The sequence below is a fragment of the Companilactobacillus paralimentarius DSM 13238 = JCM 10415 genome (assembly GCF_001434985.1).
GTDB lineage: Bacteria > Bacillota > Bacilli > Lactobacillales > Lactobacillaceae > Companilactobacillus > Companilactobacillus paralimentarius.
The window spans coordinates 39,158-54,246 of sequence record NZ_AZES01000045.1 but is presented as its reverse complement, the minus strand read 5'-3'; the positions used below and the strand labels follow the sequence as shown (position 1 = coordinate 54,246).

At 35.3% G+C, this 15,089-nt stretch carries 11 protein-coding genes; 9 read left to right on the top strand and 2 right to left on the bottom strand.

Features of this window, described 5'->3' with window-relative positions; genetic code table 11:
- Positions 1–423 precede the first annotated feature (423 nt).
- The 3 genes from FD33_RS05000 (at position 424) to FD33_RS04990 (ending at position 3,546) form a co-directional block, all read left to right on the top strand.
- The gene (locus tag FD33_RS05000; protein WP_025085152.1) at positions 424–2,052 is read left to right on the top strand and encodes an APC family permease; all 1,629 of its coding nucleotides are present in this window, start codon (positions 424–426) and stop codon (positions 2,050–2,052) included.
- Positions 2,053–2,158: 106 nt separating this feature from the next.
- A complete protein-coding gene (locus tag FD33_RS04995; protein ID WP_025085151.1) occupies positions 2,159–2,695 on the top strand; it encodes a DUF1836 domain-containing protein in 537 nt (178 codons plus the stop codon).
- A 2-nt stretch (positions 2,696–2,697) separates the two neighbouring features.
- Positions 2,698–3,546 (top strand): DegV family protein, encoded by an 849-nt coding sequence (locus tag FD33_RS04990; protein ID WP_025085150.1) that lies wholly within the window; start codon positions 2,698–2,700, stop codon positions 3,544–3,546.
- 486 nt (positions 3,547–4,032) lie between these two features.
- On the opposite strand, the gene FD33_RS04985 is transcribed toward FD33_RS04990, so the two are convergent.
- Positions 4,033–6,357 (bottom strand): ABC transporter ATP-binding protein/permease, encoded by a 2,325-nt coding sequence (locus FD33_RS04985; protein ID WP_025085149.1) that lies wholly within the window; start codon positions 6,355–6,357, stop codon positions 4,033–4,035.
- A gap of 185 nt (positions 6,358–6,542) precedes the next feature.
- On the opposite strand from FD33_RS04985, the gene FD33_RS04980 reads away from it, so the two are divergent.
- Complete coding sequence (locus FD33_RS04980; RefSeq protein ID WP_025085148.1) at positions 6,543–7,121, top strand: TetR/AcrR family transcriptional regulator; 579 nt, start codon at positions 6,543–6,545, stop codon at positions 7,119–7,121.
- A gap of 134 nt (positions 7,122–7,255) precedes the next feature.
- On the opposite strand, the gene FD33_RS04975 is transcribed toward FD33_RS04980, so the two are convergent.
- On the bottom strand, positions 7,256–7,786 hold the full coding sequence (locus tag FD33_RS04975; RefSeq protein WP_025085147.1) for a PadR family transcriptional regulator: 531 nt from the start codon (positions 7,784–7,786) through the stop codon (positions 7,256–7,258).
- 68 nt (positions 7,787–7,854) lie between these two features.
- Between FD33_RS04975 and FD33_RS04970 the strand changes: the two genes are divergently transcribed.
- The 5 genes from FD33_RS04970 to FD33_RS04950 all read left to right on the top strand — a co-directional run bounded on the left by FD33_RS04970 (position 7,855) and on the right by FD33_RS04950 (position 14,636).
- The gene (locus FD33_RS04970) at positions 7,855–9,291 is read left to right on the top strand and encodes an MFS transporter (RefSeq protein WP_056955812.1); all 1,437 of its coding nucleotides are present in this window, start codon (positions 7,855–7,857) and stop codon (positions 9,289–9,291) included.
- Between the two features lie 73 nt (positions 9,292–9,364).
- Complete coding sequence (locus tag FD33_RS04965; protein WP_056955811.1) at positions 9,365–10,048, top strand: GTP pyrophosphokinase; 684 nt, start codon at positions 9,365–9,367, stop codon at positions 10,046–10,048.
- Positions 10,049–10,560: 512 nt separating this feature from the next.
- On the top strand, positions 10,561–11,121 hold the full coding sequence (locus FD33_RS04960; RefSeq protein ID WP_025085146.1) for a MarR family winged helix-turn-helix transcriptional regulator: 561 nt from the start codon (positions 10,561–10,563) through the stop codon (positions 11,119–11,121).
- 45 nt (positions 11,122–11,166) lie between these two features.
- On the top strand, positions 11,167–12,933 hold the full coding sequence (locus tag FD33_RS04955) for an ABC transporter ATP-binding protein (protein ID WP_025085145.1): 1,767 nt from the start codon (positions 11,167–11,169) through the stop codon (positions 12,931–12,933).
- Positions 12,930–14,636 (top strand): ABC transporter ATP-binding protein, encoded by a 1,707-nt coding sequence (locus tag FD33_RS04950; protein WP_034544078.1) that lies wholly within the window; start codon positions 12,930–12,932, stop codon positions 14,634–14,636. The genes FD33_RS04955 and FD33_RS04950 overlap by 4 nt, the downstream gene beginning before the upstream one ends.
- Positions 14,637–15,089: the final 453 nt, after the last annotated feature.

Genomic DNA, 15,089 nt, shown 5'->3' with positions numbered 1-15,089 from the left:
CTGATATATTTCGTATTTATTTTTTGGACAAGTGGCTAACTTGTTCTTGTAATTTTTGATTAGATTAATTCAAAATATTTATAATCTGTTCGACATTTTTTGTCTAAAGTCGAAGCATTTTCATCAACAGTTGGATTTAATGGTACTTTAATTAAAACCGAGAGAATTTCTTTTTGATAAGAAAATTTTATATATCTAGTTCGTTGCTTTTATGGTAGAATATTTCGAGTCGCTAACTTTCCAAATTGTACACAAAATAGGCAACAGCTACTGTTGCGGTCATGTCGGGGAAGTAAACGCTTAAATTTTTTTATACTTTCGAATCATTTTTTAATTTATTTAGCAAAAAATATTGTATATTTTAAGTAACCGTTTGGTGAGTAAATTAAGAAAGTATGATTTATTTTCACTGAGGAAAACGCCATGACAGATTTAGGAACAAAAAAGAAGTATATCAGCTGGCCTGTGCTAGCTTTAATGGATTTTGTAACTGTAGTTGGATTCGATGATCTGACCTACAATTTTCAAAATCAAGGAATGGGCGTCATTACGTCCTGGATCATCATGATTTTATTGTATGTTATTCCGTATTCATTGATGGTAGGCCAATTAGGTTCAACCTTTGATGATGATGGTGGTGGATTAACATCGTGGGTCAGAGAAACTAGTGGAGAATTTTTAGGATATTTTGCAGCTTGGACATATTGGGCTGCATCGATTCCTTATGTCGTTGATACGGCAAATACGATTGCTGTAGCTATGGGCTGGGTCGTTAATGGTAGTGACAGAATGCAGACACAGATGTCGAACAGTCATTTCGCACTATTTACCTTATTGATATTTATTTTCTTCATTATCATTCAGTCACGATTTGAACATTCATTGGAAGTACTGAGTACAATTGGCGGAATTGCCATGTTCGGTATGACTGTTTTATTCGTAATAATGACCGTTACTGCTTTAATGATGGGAGGTCACATTGCGACTAAACCATTAACATTCCATACGATTGTGCCTTCATTCAATCTCCACTATTTAACAACTTTAGGATTTCTGATTTTTGCTATTAACGGAGCTGAAAGAATTGCGCCATTTGTTACAAAGATGCGTAATCCTAATAAAGATTTTCCTAAAGCCATGATTATGTTATCTGTTATGACAGGCTTTTTGACAATCTTTGGATCATTCTCTTTAGGTGTTTTCTTTAACGCCTATCATCTACCAGATGATTTGAAGATCAATGGTTCCTATTATGCTTTTCAAGCTTTAGGTAATAAATTTCATATGGGCAATACTTTAATGTATTTATTCGCCTTCACGGAAATCTTTTACTTAGCAGCCTTGTTAGCAGTACTATTGAATGCGATGACTAGAATGTTGATTTCTGATACTGGTAATAAATACATGCCAGAATTTTTGAGAAAAACTAACTCAGCTGGATTGCCTATTAATGGTTACTTACTCACAGTTGGGTTGAGTGCTTTTATCATGTTCTTAGGCATCTTGTTGCCAAACATGAAAGATATTTTCAATTGGTTATTAAACCTGAACGGAATTATTTCACCAGGAGTTACTTGTTGGATCTTCTGGTCCTTCATCAAAGTTAGAATGAGGGATGATATCTATTCGTCAGGGTATGTTTATATTAAGAATAAAACCATGTCATTGATCGTCGGCTGGTGGTGTCTAGGTCTGACAGGGATAGCTACAATTGCTGCGGTTGGCCCACAGGATGTTGCTTTCGGATCTTCAATGTGGTGGTATGAATTAGTTATTAATTTTGTAGCCATATTTGTTTTAATTGGCTTGGGTTTTGTATTACCATATATAACAAAGAGAGAAAAGAGAAGTCAGACAGGTACAGCTTTTACCAGAACTCAAAGAATTGGAATCTGGGTAACTGTCTTAGCAACTTTACTTGGTGATTTGTATCTGGGAGATACTAATTTCAGTAGTAATGTTGGTTATATCGTCTTATTGACAGCAGTTGGCATCGTTATGACGGTTGCTTTCGGTTGGCGTGAATATAATCTTAAAGAAAGTCTTGAGTAATGTTCAAGGCTTTTTATTATAAATATATCTAGCTTTTAAAACTAGATTGAATAGTATTAATAATTATGATAAATTATATTTGTAATTATAAAAGGAGTGCGTGTTCATGGATGAGTTACAAGAATGGTTAGACAAATTAGAAAATTATCGTTTACCTAGGTTTGAAGATCTACCTGAATTAGATCTGTATCGTGATCAACTTTTAACCTTAGTTGATAAATATATTGGACCAATTTGGTTGGAGGACGGACCAGTAGTAACAACATCGATGGTCAATAATTACGTAAAAAATGGACTATTGCCACATCCCATCAAGAAACGTTACACACGCGAACATTTAGCATATCTGATTGCGATAACTTTTTTAAAACAAGTCGTATCCATCAATGAGATTCAAGCGGGATTGGAAATTCAAACCAATTTAAATGGTGGAATTGCTAAGGCCTTTGATTTCTTCTGTGATAAGCAAGAGTTAGCTTTGAAAATGTTAAATCATCGTGAAGAGGGACAAATCCTCTCAGAGAAGAATCAGTCTTCAGCCTACTTAATGGTTGAAATGGCTACAATGTCTTTTGCAACAAAGCTAATAACTAAGAAAATATTAATGATTGAAAGTAATAATCAAGACGAAAAGAGCGAATAAAAATGGAAAAAATTGCTGTGTTGGTAGATTCTTGCTGCGATTTACCAAAAGAATACCGTGATAAAAATGGCGTTTATGAGTTACCAATGCAAATTGCTTATCATGACAAGACTTATCTTGATCGTGTCGACATTTCAGCCGAAGAAGTTTATGAACATCTTCCTGTTGAAATTCCTAAGACTTCATTACCCTCAGGAGAATCAATCGAAAAAGCTCTAGATGATATTGCTGAAGCTGGCTGTACTCATATTATCTCCATTTCTGTTTCTTCAGGATTAAGTGGAACCTTCAACTTTCTCAAAGTATTTTTGGATGACGATGATCGTTTCACGACGAAATATTTTGATACCAAGCAAGTAGCAATAGCCTCAGGTTTAATTGCAATTGGTGCTAAAGATTTAATAGATGCGGGAAAAAGCTTTGATGAAGTAGCCTCTCAAGTAGCGACTATGATTAAACATGCTGTTGTTTACTTCTGTATTCCCACACTGACTTATTTAAGAGCTGGTGGTAGAATTAGCGCTGCCGCTTCTGTAGTTGGTGGAATGTTGAAATTAGCACCCATTATTACTTGTAAAGAAGACGGTTCATATACCATTGCTGCTAAAGCACGAGGTATGAAAAAAGGTCAAAAGATGATGCTAGACTTTGCCCAAAAGTTTATTGGTGAAGATAAAAATTATCTAATTGGTATTGGACAAGGTGCTGATGAGGCTGGTGGTAAGAATATGCTGGATTTATTGCATGAAAATGGCATTAAAGGCCAACAAGAATTTACGGAGCAAGTGGGACCAGCTTTAGGTGTTCATACCGGACCTGGATTGATTGGGGTCGCGGTAGTTAAAATTTAGTTTATAGACATAAAAGGACCAGTACTCGGAATTTGAGTACTGGTCCTTTTGGGGAAATAACCATGGGTCTATGTTTTATAGTGGAAGCGGGCTTACTCCGCTCTTTATTGAAATGAGCTACGCGAGGGCAACCCATTCCGGTTTGCTACAGTATCAAAATCATCCGCAAAATACGCGTGCAATTCTGATACTTAGGCAAATCCTTGTGGGCTAACCGCCCTTGCTTCGCTCTCTATTGAAATGAGCTGCGTAGGCCAATTTCTTCCGGTTTACTACAGTATCAAAATCACCCGCAAAATACGCGTGCAATTCTGATACTTAGGTAAATCCTCGGAAATTCCCAAGCCTACTTCGCTCTCTATTGAAATGAGCTACGCGAGGGCAACCCATTCCGGTTTGCTACAGTATCAAAATCATCCGCAAAATACGCGTGTAATTCTGATACTTAGGCAAATCCTCGTGGGCTAACCGCCCTTGCTTCGCTCTCTATTCTGATTTTAATGCAGTAGCTGCATCTTTTCTAGCTGCCATACGAGCAGGAATGTGTCCACCAATAACGGTTAGAACAGTACTGATGACAATCAAGATTATCGCATGTACAGGGTTCAATTGAGCAACGCCGCTTAAATCGGTTAGTCCTTTCAAGATAGCATTGATAGGGAAGGTTGCTAACCAAGCAATTACGATACCTAAGACACCTGATGAGACACCTAAGATAGTTGTTTCGGCATCGAAGACTCGGGTAACGTCTTTCTTTCTAGCACCCAAGGCTTTCAAAATACCAATTTCTTTGGTTCTTTCAAGAACTGATGTGTAAGTGATGATACCGATCATGATCATACTTGTTACTAATGAGATACCAGCAAAGGCAACTAAGACATAAGTGATAGCATCCATTAAGCCGCCTGTAAGGTTTGAAACTTGTCCAGCAAGGTCAGTGTAAATAACTTTGTCAGAAGCTTTTTTGTCTTTGTTGTACTTATCAAGGTAGCTTAATACTTTGTCTTTAGTCTTAAATGTGCTTGGGTAAATTAGAATACTTGATGGTGTAGTGGAACCACCTAAGTAGCTAACAAGGCTCTCTTTAGTTGTAGCATCATCGACGCTGGCACCAGTTAGAACGTTAGTATCACTGTTCTTTTGGGCAGTAACGATATCAGAGTTTTTATTAGTATTAACGATATCTTTAGTTAGCTTGTCGCTATATGCGATACCTGATGAGAGAATGTTTTCTGATGATTTTGATTTGACCTTTAAGATACCTGAGATCTTTAAAGTCTTATTGTTAGAATTATTGTAAAGACTGGCAAGATCAGTATTTGGTGTGAAGAGACCAGCTGTTACTTGTTTATAGTAATCATTGTTAGAAACAACTTTGAACTCTTGGCCAACAATTTTATTGAAGTCTAATTTTTGATTGTCTTTAACTTTCATACCGATATTCTTTAGAGCATTGACATTAGTAGAGTTATCACGATCGACAATCAGAACAACATCATTTTCATTCTTAGGAAGTGAACCGGAGATAACCTTGTAATGTTTCTTCAAGAAGTTAGTTCCATTGTTATTTGATGAAGGATATACAGAACTACCAACACCTGTGGATGAAGCCATGGCAGCTGACATGCTGCTCATTGAATTAGAGCTACTTGTGTTTGAGAATTGAGCTGTTTTAACTTTGCCATCGACTTTACTCAAAAGATTCATTCCGGTTGAATAATTATAAGTAATGTCTTTACTTAATTCAGGATTAAGTTTCTTAATGTAGTTTACATAGCTTTTACTCAATTTGTTTGTGTGTGTTGACTTTTCTTGTTGGCTAAGTTTAGCAGTTACCTTTTTAGAACTGGAACTCTTAACCTTAGTATCCGGAGCAGTTTGCTTAGAAGCTGTTTGGGAGATTGTAACTGGGAACTGTGCCAAGGTATTGCCTTGAGTCTTATCAATTTGTTTTTGGAAACCAGATGATAAGGCTAAAACGATGGCAATACTGATGATACCAATACTAGAAGCAAAAGCTGTCAAAGCTGTTCGGGCTTTCTTTGTCTTCAAGTTGGTGAAGGATAATTTCAAAGCAGTCCAGAAGGTCATCTTAGTTTTCTTAAGTTCGAAATTATCCTTAGTAGCATCATCAACGAAAGGATTAGAATCGTCTAAAATTTTACCATCAGCAAAGTTGATAATTCTATCAGCATATTCTTTAGCCAAAGTAGGATTATGAGTAACCATGATGACAAGGCGTTCTTTTGATAATTCCTTGATCAATTTCATGATTTCTTCACTGGTTTCAGTATCTAGGGCACCAGTTGGTTCATCACAAAGTAAAATTTCAGGATCATTAGCAATCGCACGAGCAATGGCAACACGTTGAAGTTGACCACCGGATAGTTGATTAGGTTTCTTGTTGATATGAGGACCTAAGCCAACTCGCTCCAAAGCTTCACGAGCCTTACGCTTTTTTTCATCTGCATTGACACCACTAAGTGTCATCCCCAATTCAACGTTATCGATAATACTTAAATGACCGATAATATTATAACTTTGGAAAATAAAACCAACAGAATTGTTACGGTAGGCATCCCAATCAGATTCGGAAAAATCTTTAGTAGATTTACCATTGATGACTAAGTCACCTGAATCGTAAATGTCCAAGCCACCGATACCGTTCAGCATAGTAGTTTTACCGGAACCACTAGGTCCCAGAATAGCGACAAATTCTTGTTTTCTAAAGGAGACAGACACATCGTCTAAGGCTTTAGTAACAGAATCGCCGACATAATAGTATTTTTTTATGTGTTTTAATTCCAGCATTAATTGAACTCTCTCTAATCTTCAAATTTTTAATGGATTCTAATAAAATTTCTGTTAGAATGTCATTATTGCAACACTATGTTTCACATAATAAAAACAATTTAATGAATTTTCAACCATCAATTTGAGACAAAGTGTCATTAATTAAACGAAAATCATTTATTTGTTGCATTCAAGGAGAAACCATGGTCGGGATAAAAAATAATCGTCGGGCACAATATACCAGAAAGATTATTAAAGAAACAGTTTTATCACTTTTACAAAAAGAATCGATTGATTCTATAACTGTAACGGAAGTTTGCAAAGCTGCTGACGTTAATCGAACAACTTTTTATCGTTATTACGATGATGTATATTCGTGTGTCGACAGTATCGAGACTGATTTTTTAGACAATTTAAAAATCCCTCAGGGTACTTCAATGATTGAAGGATTGAGAATTATGCTAAGGGAATTCTATAAAAATCCGGTATTGAGTAATTTAGTCTTTGTAGAAGGCAAAACGAAATTGCTAGATCGGATGAGTCATTTTCATGATCATGAGGAGATGATTAAGACAACGATGGATAAGTATGAAGCTACTTATATCATGCTGGGTGTCCAAGGCATTATGAAACGTTGGGTTAAGAGTGGTATGAAGGAATCACCAGAAGTATTGACGAATATTATTGTTAAAGTTGTTTTCGCCGAAGAATTGCAGGATAAAAAGTCTCTTTTTGATTTACATGAAGTTAAAGAGGAACAGACTGATTTTTCTGAAGCTTAATTGAAATTGAGCACAGGCTTAAATTGCCGTCTTTCAGACTAGTATCCTGTTCTATTATCTGTGTACGTTTGAATTAGATAATAAATTAAAGAACGGTCTCTATTAATATGTTTAATAGAGACCGTTTTTTAGTGTTATAGATTCTTTAATTCAGAACGCCAGAGCTTCAAATCTGACTTCTTATTAGAAAGTTCTTTTTGAATAATCAATTCACGTCCAAATTGTTCGGGATGGTGAACTACTTCTGATAACTCCAGTTCCAATTGGGCTAGCTCTAATTTTAAAGTTTGCTCTCTCATATTTAACAAAGCTTTTAAAATATCAATATGGTCCTTACCTAAGAAGTGTAAGCGTAAGATAAAATCGTCGTTGTTTAATTGAGTTATTTCTGGTGACAATGGCAATTTTAACCAGTCCGTGAAAGTATCAGTTCCTAATTTAGTTAGTTGATAAACTTTTCTTCGAGAATTATCTTCGGTCGGCTGTATTAAACTGATCAATTCCTTATTCAAAAGGCGGTTCAATTCGGGATAAATTTGGCTGAAGGGTGCGGTCCAGAATTCGGCTTTTTCTTTATCGAAAATCTGTTTGATGTCATAACCAGTCATCGGTTGACGAGTAAGTAAACCTAGAATCATATATTGAAGTGTATTAGAACGTGCCATGGAATGCTCCTTTACAAATTTTTACTATGTATTAAACTGTATATTAATATATAGTATAGAGGACGATTATGGAAACAGTTCAAAGAAAGAATTTAACGATGATTTTGATTGGTGTTGGAATCGTTATTTTTATGTCTACTCTTGATAGTAGCATTGTCACTGTAGCGCTACCAGTCTTAAGCAAGGCACTTCACACTAATATGAGTTTGATCAATTGGGTCGTAACAATGTATCTGATTGTGATGAGTAGTACTTTAATGATTTTTGGAAAATTGGGTGATAAGTACGGGAAAATCAAATTTTTCCAATGGGGAACTTTGATCTTTGTCATCAGTTCTGCTTTATGCGCTTTATCAGTTAGCTGGTTGACTCTAATAATTGCTAGAAGTTTGCAAGCAATTGGAGCTGCGATGACAATGGCTACTTCAAATGGAATTATTGTTGAAATTTTTCCAGATGATCGTCGTGGTCAAGCACTAGGATGGATGGGATCATTCGTCTCACTAGGTGGTATTATTGGGCCAAGCTTGGGTGGAATTCTTTTGAACTTCTTCCCATGGCACATCATTTTTTGGCTAAATGTACCGATTGGTTTTATTGCTATTTTTATTCTATTTAAATATTTACCTAGCAGTTTGGATAAGAAATTTGCTAGTGCCAAATTTGATTTGTTTGGTTCGATTTTATTGATTATTGGATTTACCAGTATGTTTGTTGGTATTCTTTTAAGTCAGCAATTAGGTTGGAGTGATTGGCGTATTTTGACTCTAACAATCATTGGCCTAATTCTTTTAGCATTATTGTATCGTTACGAAAATAAACAAGATGAACCTATTTTGCCAGTAACTTTATTTAAAAATAAATGGTTTTCTGTACAATTGTTAACTTGTTTTATGGTCTTTATCATTGATTTCTTCTTTGATGTGATTGCACCATTTTACTTGCAGAATGCTCGAGAGTTCAGTCCCTTGTTCAGTGGTTTCTTCTTATTGATTTTCCCAGTCGTACAATTATTCGTTGCACCAATTTCAGGGAGTTTGGCCGATAAACATGATCCATTTAAAATTACTTTAATTGGATTAGCTATCATCAGTTTTGGTCAGATATTCTATGTTCTTAGTGGATTGCAGAATACTGTTTTGATTTTTGCTTTTGGAGCCGCTATGGCTGGATTGGGTAACGGATTATTCCATTCACCTAATAACGTTTTGGTTATGAGTACAGTTGATGAAAAGGATTATGGATCGGCTGGTAGTGTTTATAGTTTGGCAAGAACAGTTGGGATGGTAGTTGGTTCAGCAATGTCGACAACGTTGTTATTTGGTTCAATGTCAATCTTGAAAGGTTCCAGAGTTACTTCTTACATACCGAGTGATCCACAGTTATTTATTGATGGAATGCATTTGACCTTTGGGTTGTCATGTACTATTAGTGTTTTATTGTTAGTCGGAATTTATTTATGGCATCGTAAAGTGTCAAAAGAAAATCCGTCATTAAAATTATAATATTTAGAGTTAAAATTAGGGCAGCCACTATGGCTGCTTTTTTGATAATTACTAATTTAAAAGGACGGAAAGTATGATACTAGAAAGATCCAATACTATTAATTTGCGGGAATTAAAGTCACAATTAGGGGATTTGGATAACCGACCTGATGTACAGGAACTATCTAAAATGATAAAAATGTATCAACTTTATCAAGCAGGTCAAAAAGAAATCAGTACTAAATTGGAAAATTTGGATTCAGAATTTCAAGTTAATTACGATTACAATCCAATTCATCATATGGAATCACGTATGAAGAAGATTCAAAGTTTGTTCGAAAAGGCTCAACGTAAGGGCTATGATTTAACGGCTGAAAGTATTCAAAAGAATATTTATGATATTGCTGGTATCAGAGTAATAACTAATTACATTGATGATATTTATAAAATCGAAAAGTTACTGACTAGTCAAACTGACGTCACATTATTGAGACGAAAAGATTATTTAAAGCATCCTAAGGAAAGCGGATATCGTAGTTTGCACATTGTAGTTAAAGTACCAGTTTTTCAATCTAAAGGGCCAATTGATGTCCCAGTGGAGATTCAAATTAGAACAGTTGGTATGGATATGTGGGCCAGTTTGGAACATAAGTTACGCTATAAAACAGATACTGATAGCAACTTAGTCGATAAGTATGGCGATCGTTTGAAGGGTTACGCTGACGAACTAGAAGATATTGAACGTGGCATGCAGGATATTCATAGAGATTTGATCTAGAGTAAAGAAGGTATGATTTTTGTTGTAATGCTAACAAATATAACTGAAGTATGCCGTCGTCTGCAAAAAATCTGTGGGCCGCTGGAACGTGGTGGACACGACTTCAAGCTAATAATTCCGCACCTTGTGCGAAATTATGGATCTCGAAGATCGGTCTTATACTAACCTTGCTACGCAAGCTAAGTATAATTTCACCACTGAGGGACCACAAATTTTTTACTACCGACTAGTTCCCTAGTTCTAATATTATCAAGTAGAATTGCAGTGTTTCGAGATTTTTAGATCTACATAATCTAAATAAAAATTTCAAATCAAAAGAACAGCCCCATTAAATATTCAAGATATATGTTCTATATACTTGAGTATTTCCTAATAGAGGCTGTTCTTATTTATTATTCAAATTTTACAATGACACTACCTAGCAAAGCAGGATTTAGTCCGGAGCAACAAGAAAATTAGCTCTAAGTCGGCCCATGGCGTTCCAGCCAAATTTTCTTGTTGTGGAGGACGGCATGGAGAAGTCACTAATAAAAATAAAGAAAAAATTATTGACTTTATATTTTTTTAAGTCTAATATAGTTCGCATACGAACAAAAGAGGAAATTAAGATGCTTAATTTTAAAGAGACGATTGTTTACAATATTAGAGATTTATCGAATCATATTTCCCATTATATTCAAAACAATGATGAAAAAAAGGTTGGTAATAATGTGTTTGTTACACACGGAAGTGAACGCATTTCTCGATTACAAGGCATGACAGCAGGCTTTTTGTATACTCATCAAGATCGACAAGTTATTCAAAAAGACTTAGAGAAAGCGATGTCTATTAGTAAGTCAACTGCTAGCGGGTTAGTGCAGCGAATGGTCAAGAATGGTTTGATCTACACAACTCCTTCACCCGATGACGCTAGAGTTAAATGTCTTAATCTAACTACGTATGCTAAAGACGCCATGAATGAGATCAACAATCAGGCTGAAACAACGGAGAAAGTACTCCAACAAGGTATTTCACCGGAAGATTTGGCAACCTTTTTTAAAGTTATAGATCAAATAAGGAAGAATACAAAATAAAAAAATTTGCGGTTATGGTTCGCATGCGAACTATATGAGGACTTAATGATAAAACTATTTAAAAAAATCAATAAAAAAGAATATTCAATGATTTTTATTAGTTTGATTTTTATCGTATTGCAAGTTGGCTTGGAGCTGGAAATTCCTAGTTATATGTCGACTATTACGGAAAGACTGGAAAAGCAAGGAACGACGATCAATCAGATTTTACAGCCAGGAATGATGATGATTCTCTTATCAATTTTTAGTGTCATTGCTTCAATCATCGTCGGTTATTTGGCAGCTCATGTGGCGGCAGGATTTACAGCTCGTTTGAGAAGCCAAATTTTCAATCAGGTTATGGATTACTCGACACAAGATATTAAGAAATTTTCTGTTTCTAGTTTGTTGACACGTTCGACAAACGATTTGACGCAACTACAACAATTTATTGCCATGGGCTTACAGGTTATTATTAAAGCTCCAATTACAGCCATTTGGGCGATCACGAAGATTGCTAATAAAGGTTGGCAATGGACGACTGCCACAGCCGTAGCCGTTATTGTTTTGATCGTGATGTTAACGTTCATTTTGGGTATGGTTCAACCTAAATTTAAAATGGTTCAGAGTTTAACTGATCGTTTGAATTTAGTTACTAGAGAAAATTTATCAGGTATCAGAGTCGTTCATGCTTACAACGCCGAAGATTACCAAAATGATAAATTCAATCAAGCTAATAAAGATTTAACTGATACCAACTTGTTTGCTAACCGAGTATTGGCTTTGATGAATCCCGGAATGAGTTTCATTTCCAGTACCCTAACACTTTCAGTTTATGCGATCGGTGCCATCATAATTAATCAAGCAACCGCTAGTGCCACAAGATTGACATTGTTCAGTAATATGATTGTTTTCTCATCATATGCCATGCAAGTTATCTTAGGATTCTTGTTACTATCAATTATTTTCATTCTTTTACCACGTGTGACAGTTTCAGTATCCAGAATCAATCAAGTCCTAGACGTAAAACCATCCGTTGTTAGTGAAAAGGAAACAACTGAAGATGTTGAACAGACAGGAACCATAGAATTTAAAGATGTTAGTTTTAGATATCCACATGCCGAAGCTGATGCGATTCACAATTTAAGCTTTGCGGCACAACAAGGACAAACAATTGCCATTATTGGATCAACTGGTAGTGGTAAATCGACTGTTATGAATTTGATTCCTAGATTGTATGATGTTACTCAAGGACAAGTCTTGGTTGATGGCGTAGATGTTAAAAATTATGCTATCGAAGATTTGAACAATCGTTTAGGGTATATTCCACAAAAAGCTGTTCTATTTAGTGGTTCAATTCGTTCAAACCTTGATTTTGGACAAACCGATATTACTGCTAAAAAATCAGATCAACAGCTCAATCAAGCTTTAGAGATTGCGCAATCACGTGATTTCGTCGATCAAAAACGAGATCAGCTTGATAGCAAGGTTGCACAACATGGTGACAACTTCTCCGGTGGTCAGAAACAACGTTTGGCTGTTGCTCGTGCTATTGCTAGAAAACCAGAAATTTTGCTTTTCGACGATTCCTTCTCGGCCTTAGATTATGAGACTGATAAGAAATTACGTAAGGCTTTAAAAGAAAAGGCTGCAAAAACAACAAAAGTTATTATTGCTCAAAGAATCAGTACCATTATGGATGCCGATCAAATTATTGTGCTTGATAACGGAAACGTTGCTGGACAAGGGACACATCATGAATTACTTAAGAATAATCAGGTTTATCAAGAGATTGCCTATTCACAATTGTCAAAGGAGGAATTAGCTGAATGAAAGTAATTGATGGAATTAAGAAATATGGTTCCGAATATATTAAGCCATTGATTATAGCAATTGTCTTTGCCATGGCAGGTAGTATCTTCACAATTGTGGGTCCTAGTCAATTAAGCAAGATCACTGATTTAATCAGTAAAGGTCTATTTGGAAAAATTGATTTAACAAAAGTTATGCATATTGTAATAATCTTGACCGCTATTTACGTAGCTGCTGCGGTCCTATCATATGGTCAAGGTTATATTATGGCTACTATTACTCAACGTTTTACTCAAAAGTTAAGAACTAAAATAACTGAAAAGATTAATAATTTACCGTTACAATACTTTGATACTCATAATGAAGGTGACACTTTAAGTCGAGTAACCAACGATTTGGATACTGTTGGTCAATCATTGAATCAAAGTTTAGGATTATTAGTTTCAGCTGTAACATTGCTTTTAGGTAGTATCGTTATGATGTTTACTACTAATATTAAATTAGGAACAACTGCCGTTTTGTCAGTGTTAGTAGGATTTGCTTTGACAATACTGTTAATCTCAAAATCACAACGTTACATTTACAATCAACAGAACAAATTAGCTGATGTTTCAGGCTATTTGGAAGAGATCTATGCTGGACATGATGTTGTAAAAACTTATAACTATACGAACCAAGCAAAGCAAGAATTCACACAATTGAATGATGATCTACAGACAAATGTTTGGAAATCACAATTTTTATCAGGAATAATGCAACCGTTGATGAATTTCATTGGTAACTTTGGTTACGTAATGGTCAGTGTTGTCGGCGCTGTTTTAGTATTGAAAGGTCAAATCAGTATTGGTGTAATTGTAGCTTTTATGATCTATGTACGATTGTTTACGCAACCTCTATCACAGATTACACAGGCTTTTACCAGCTTGCAATCAGCTCAAGCAGCTATGAAACGAGTTTTTAATTTTCTCGGTGAAGCAGAAGTTGAAGCAGATGCTGACAAGCAAACCTTATCTGGTGCGAAAGGAAATGTTAAATTTGATAATGTTGAATTCGGTTATCTGCTAGATCAGAAAATCATTAAGAATTTCTCGATGAAAGCAAAGGCAGGACAAAAAGTCGCCATTGTTGGTCCAACGGGATCAGGTAAGACAACTACTGTTAACTTATTAATGCGTTTCTATGATTTGAATGGCGGAAAAATTACGATCGATGGTGTTGATATTAAAGATATGCCACGTTCCAACGTTAGAAATCAGTTCGATATGGTTCTGCAGGAGGCCTGGATTTTCGAGGATACTGTTAGAAATAATTTAGTTTACAATCAAAAAAATATTTCAGATGAACAAATTAAAGCCGCAACCAAGGCTGTCGATTTGGATCATTTTATTGAAACACTACCAAACGGTTACGATACTGTTCTGGATGATTCAGTGAGCCTCTCAGTGGGACAAAAGCAATTATTGACAATTGCACGGGCTCTAATTAGAAACGCTCCTATGTTGATTTTGGATGAAGCAACTAGTTCAGTTGATACTAGAACTGAAGAACAGATTCAAAAGGCAATGGATGTTTTGATGAAGGGCAGAACATCATTTGTCATTGCGCATCGACTTTCAACTATTAAGAATGCTGATTTGATCTTAGTAGTTAAAGATGGAGAGATTATTGAACGAGGAACTCATAAAGAGTTGATGGCACAGAATGGTTTCTACACAAATATGTAAAATAGTCAATTTACTAAAGAGTAGTAATTACTGAAGAAAAGAATGGTTTAAATTGCTGTCCTTTTCAACAAGAAAGTTTAGCTTCAAGCTCGACCTTTCCCTAAACAATAAATTGCTAAGAGAATCTCATGGCTGAACCAATTTTCTTGTTGTTCCAGACTAAAGTCTGCTTTGCTTATCAGTTACTGTAAAATATGAATAATAACTAAGAACAGCCTCTATTAAGAAATACTCAAGTATATAGAACATATATTTTGAATACTTAATAGGGCTTTTTTTGACTTAAAATTCTTATTTGGATTAGATGATTATACAGAGCTAGAAATCTCAAAACACTGCAATTTTATTTGATAATATTAGCTCCAAGTCGTGTCCACCACGTTCCAGCAATCCATCGATTTTTTTCAAATTAAATAAACTATTTTCATAAAAAATATATTATTTTTTAAATTA

What these genes read in the sequence shown, in the direction of transcription:
- FD33_RS05000 (WP_025085152.1), top strand. Translation starts at nt 424, where the DNA reads ATGACAGATTTAGGAACAAAAAAGAAGTATATCAGCTGGCCTGTGCTA.
- FD33_RS04995 (WP_025085151.1), top strand. Translation starts at nt 2,159, where the DNA reads ATGGATGAGTTACAAGAATGGTTAGACAAATTAGAAAATTATCGTTTA.
- FD33_RS04990 (WP_025085150.1), top strand. Translation starts at nt 2,698, where the DNA reads ATGGAAAAAATTGCTGTGTTGGTAGATTCTTGCTGCGATTTACCAAAA.
- FD33_RS04985 (WP_025085149.1), bottom strand. Translation starts at nt 6,357, where the DNA reads ATGCTGGAATTAAAACACATAAAAAAATACTATTATGTCGGCGATTCT.
- FD33_RS04980 (WP_025085148.1), top strand. Translation starts at nt 6,543, where the DNA reads ATGGTCGGGATAAAAAATAATCGTCGGGCACAATATACCAGAAAGATT.
- FD33_RS04975 (WP_025085147.1), bottom strand. Translation starts at nt 7,786, where the DNA reads ATGGCACGTTCTAATACACTTCAATATATGATTCTAGGTTTACTTACT.
- FD33_RS04970 (WP_056955812.1), top strand. Translation starts at nt 7,855, where the DNA reads ATGGAAACAGTTCAAAGAAAGAATTTAACGATGATTTTGATTGGTGTT.
- FD33_RS04965 (WP_056955811.1), top strand. Translation starts at nt 9,365, where the DNA reads ATGATACTAGAAAGATCCAATACTATTAATTTGCGGGAATTAAAGTCA.
- FD33_RS04960 (WP_025085146.1), top strand. Translation starts at nt 10,561, where the DNA reads ATGGAGAAGTCACTAATAAAAATAAAGAAAAAATTATTGACTTTATAT.
- FD33_RS04955 (WP_025085145.1), top strand. Translation starts at nt 11,167, where the DNA reads ATGATAAAACTATTTAAAAAAATCAATAAAAAAGAATATTCAATGATT.
- FD33_RS04950 (WP_034544078.1), top strand. Translation starts at nt 12,930, where the DNA reads ATGAAAGTAATTGATGGAATTAAGAAATATGGTTCCGAATATATTAAG.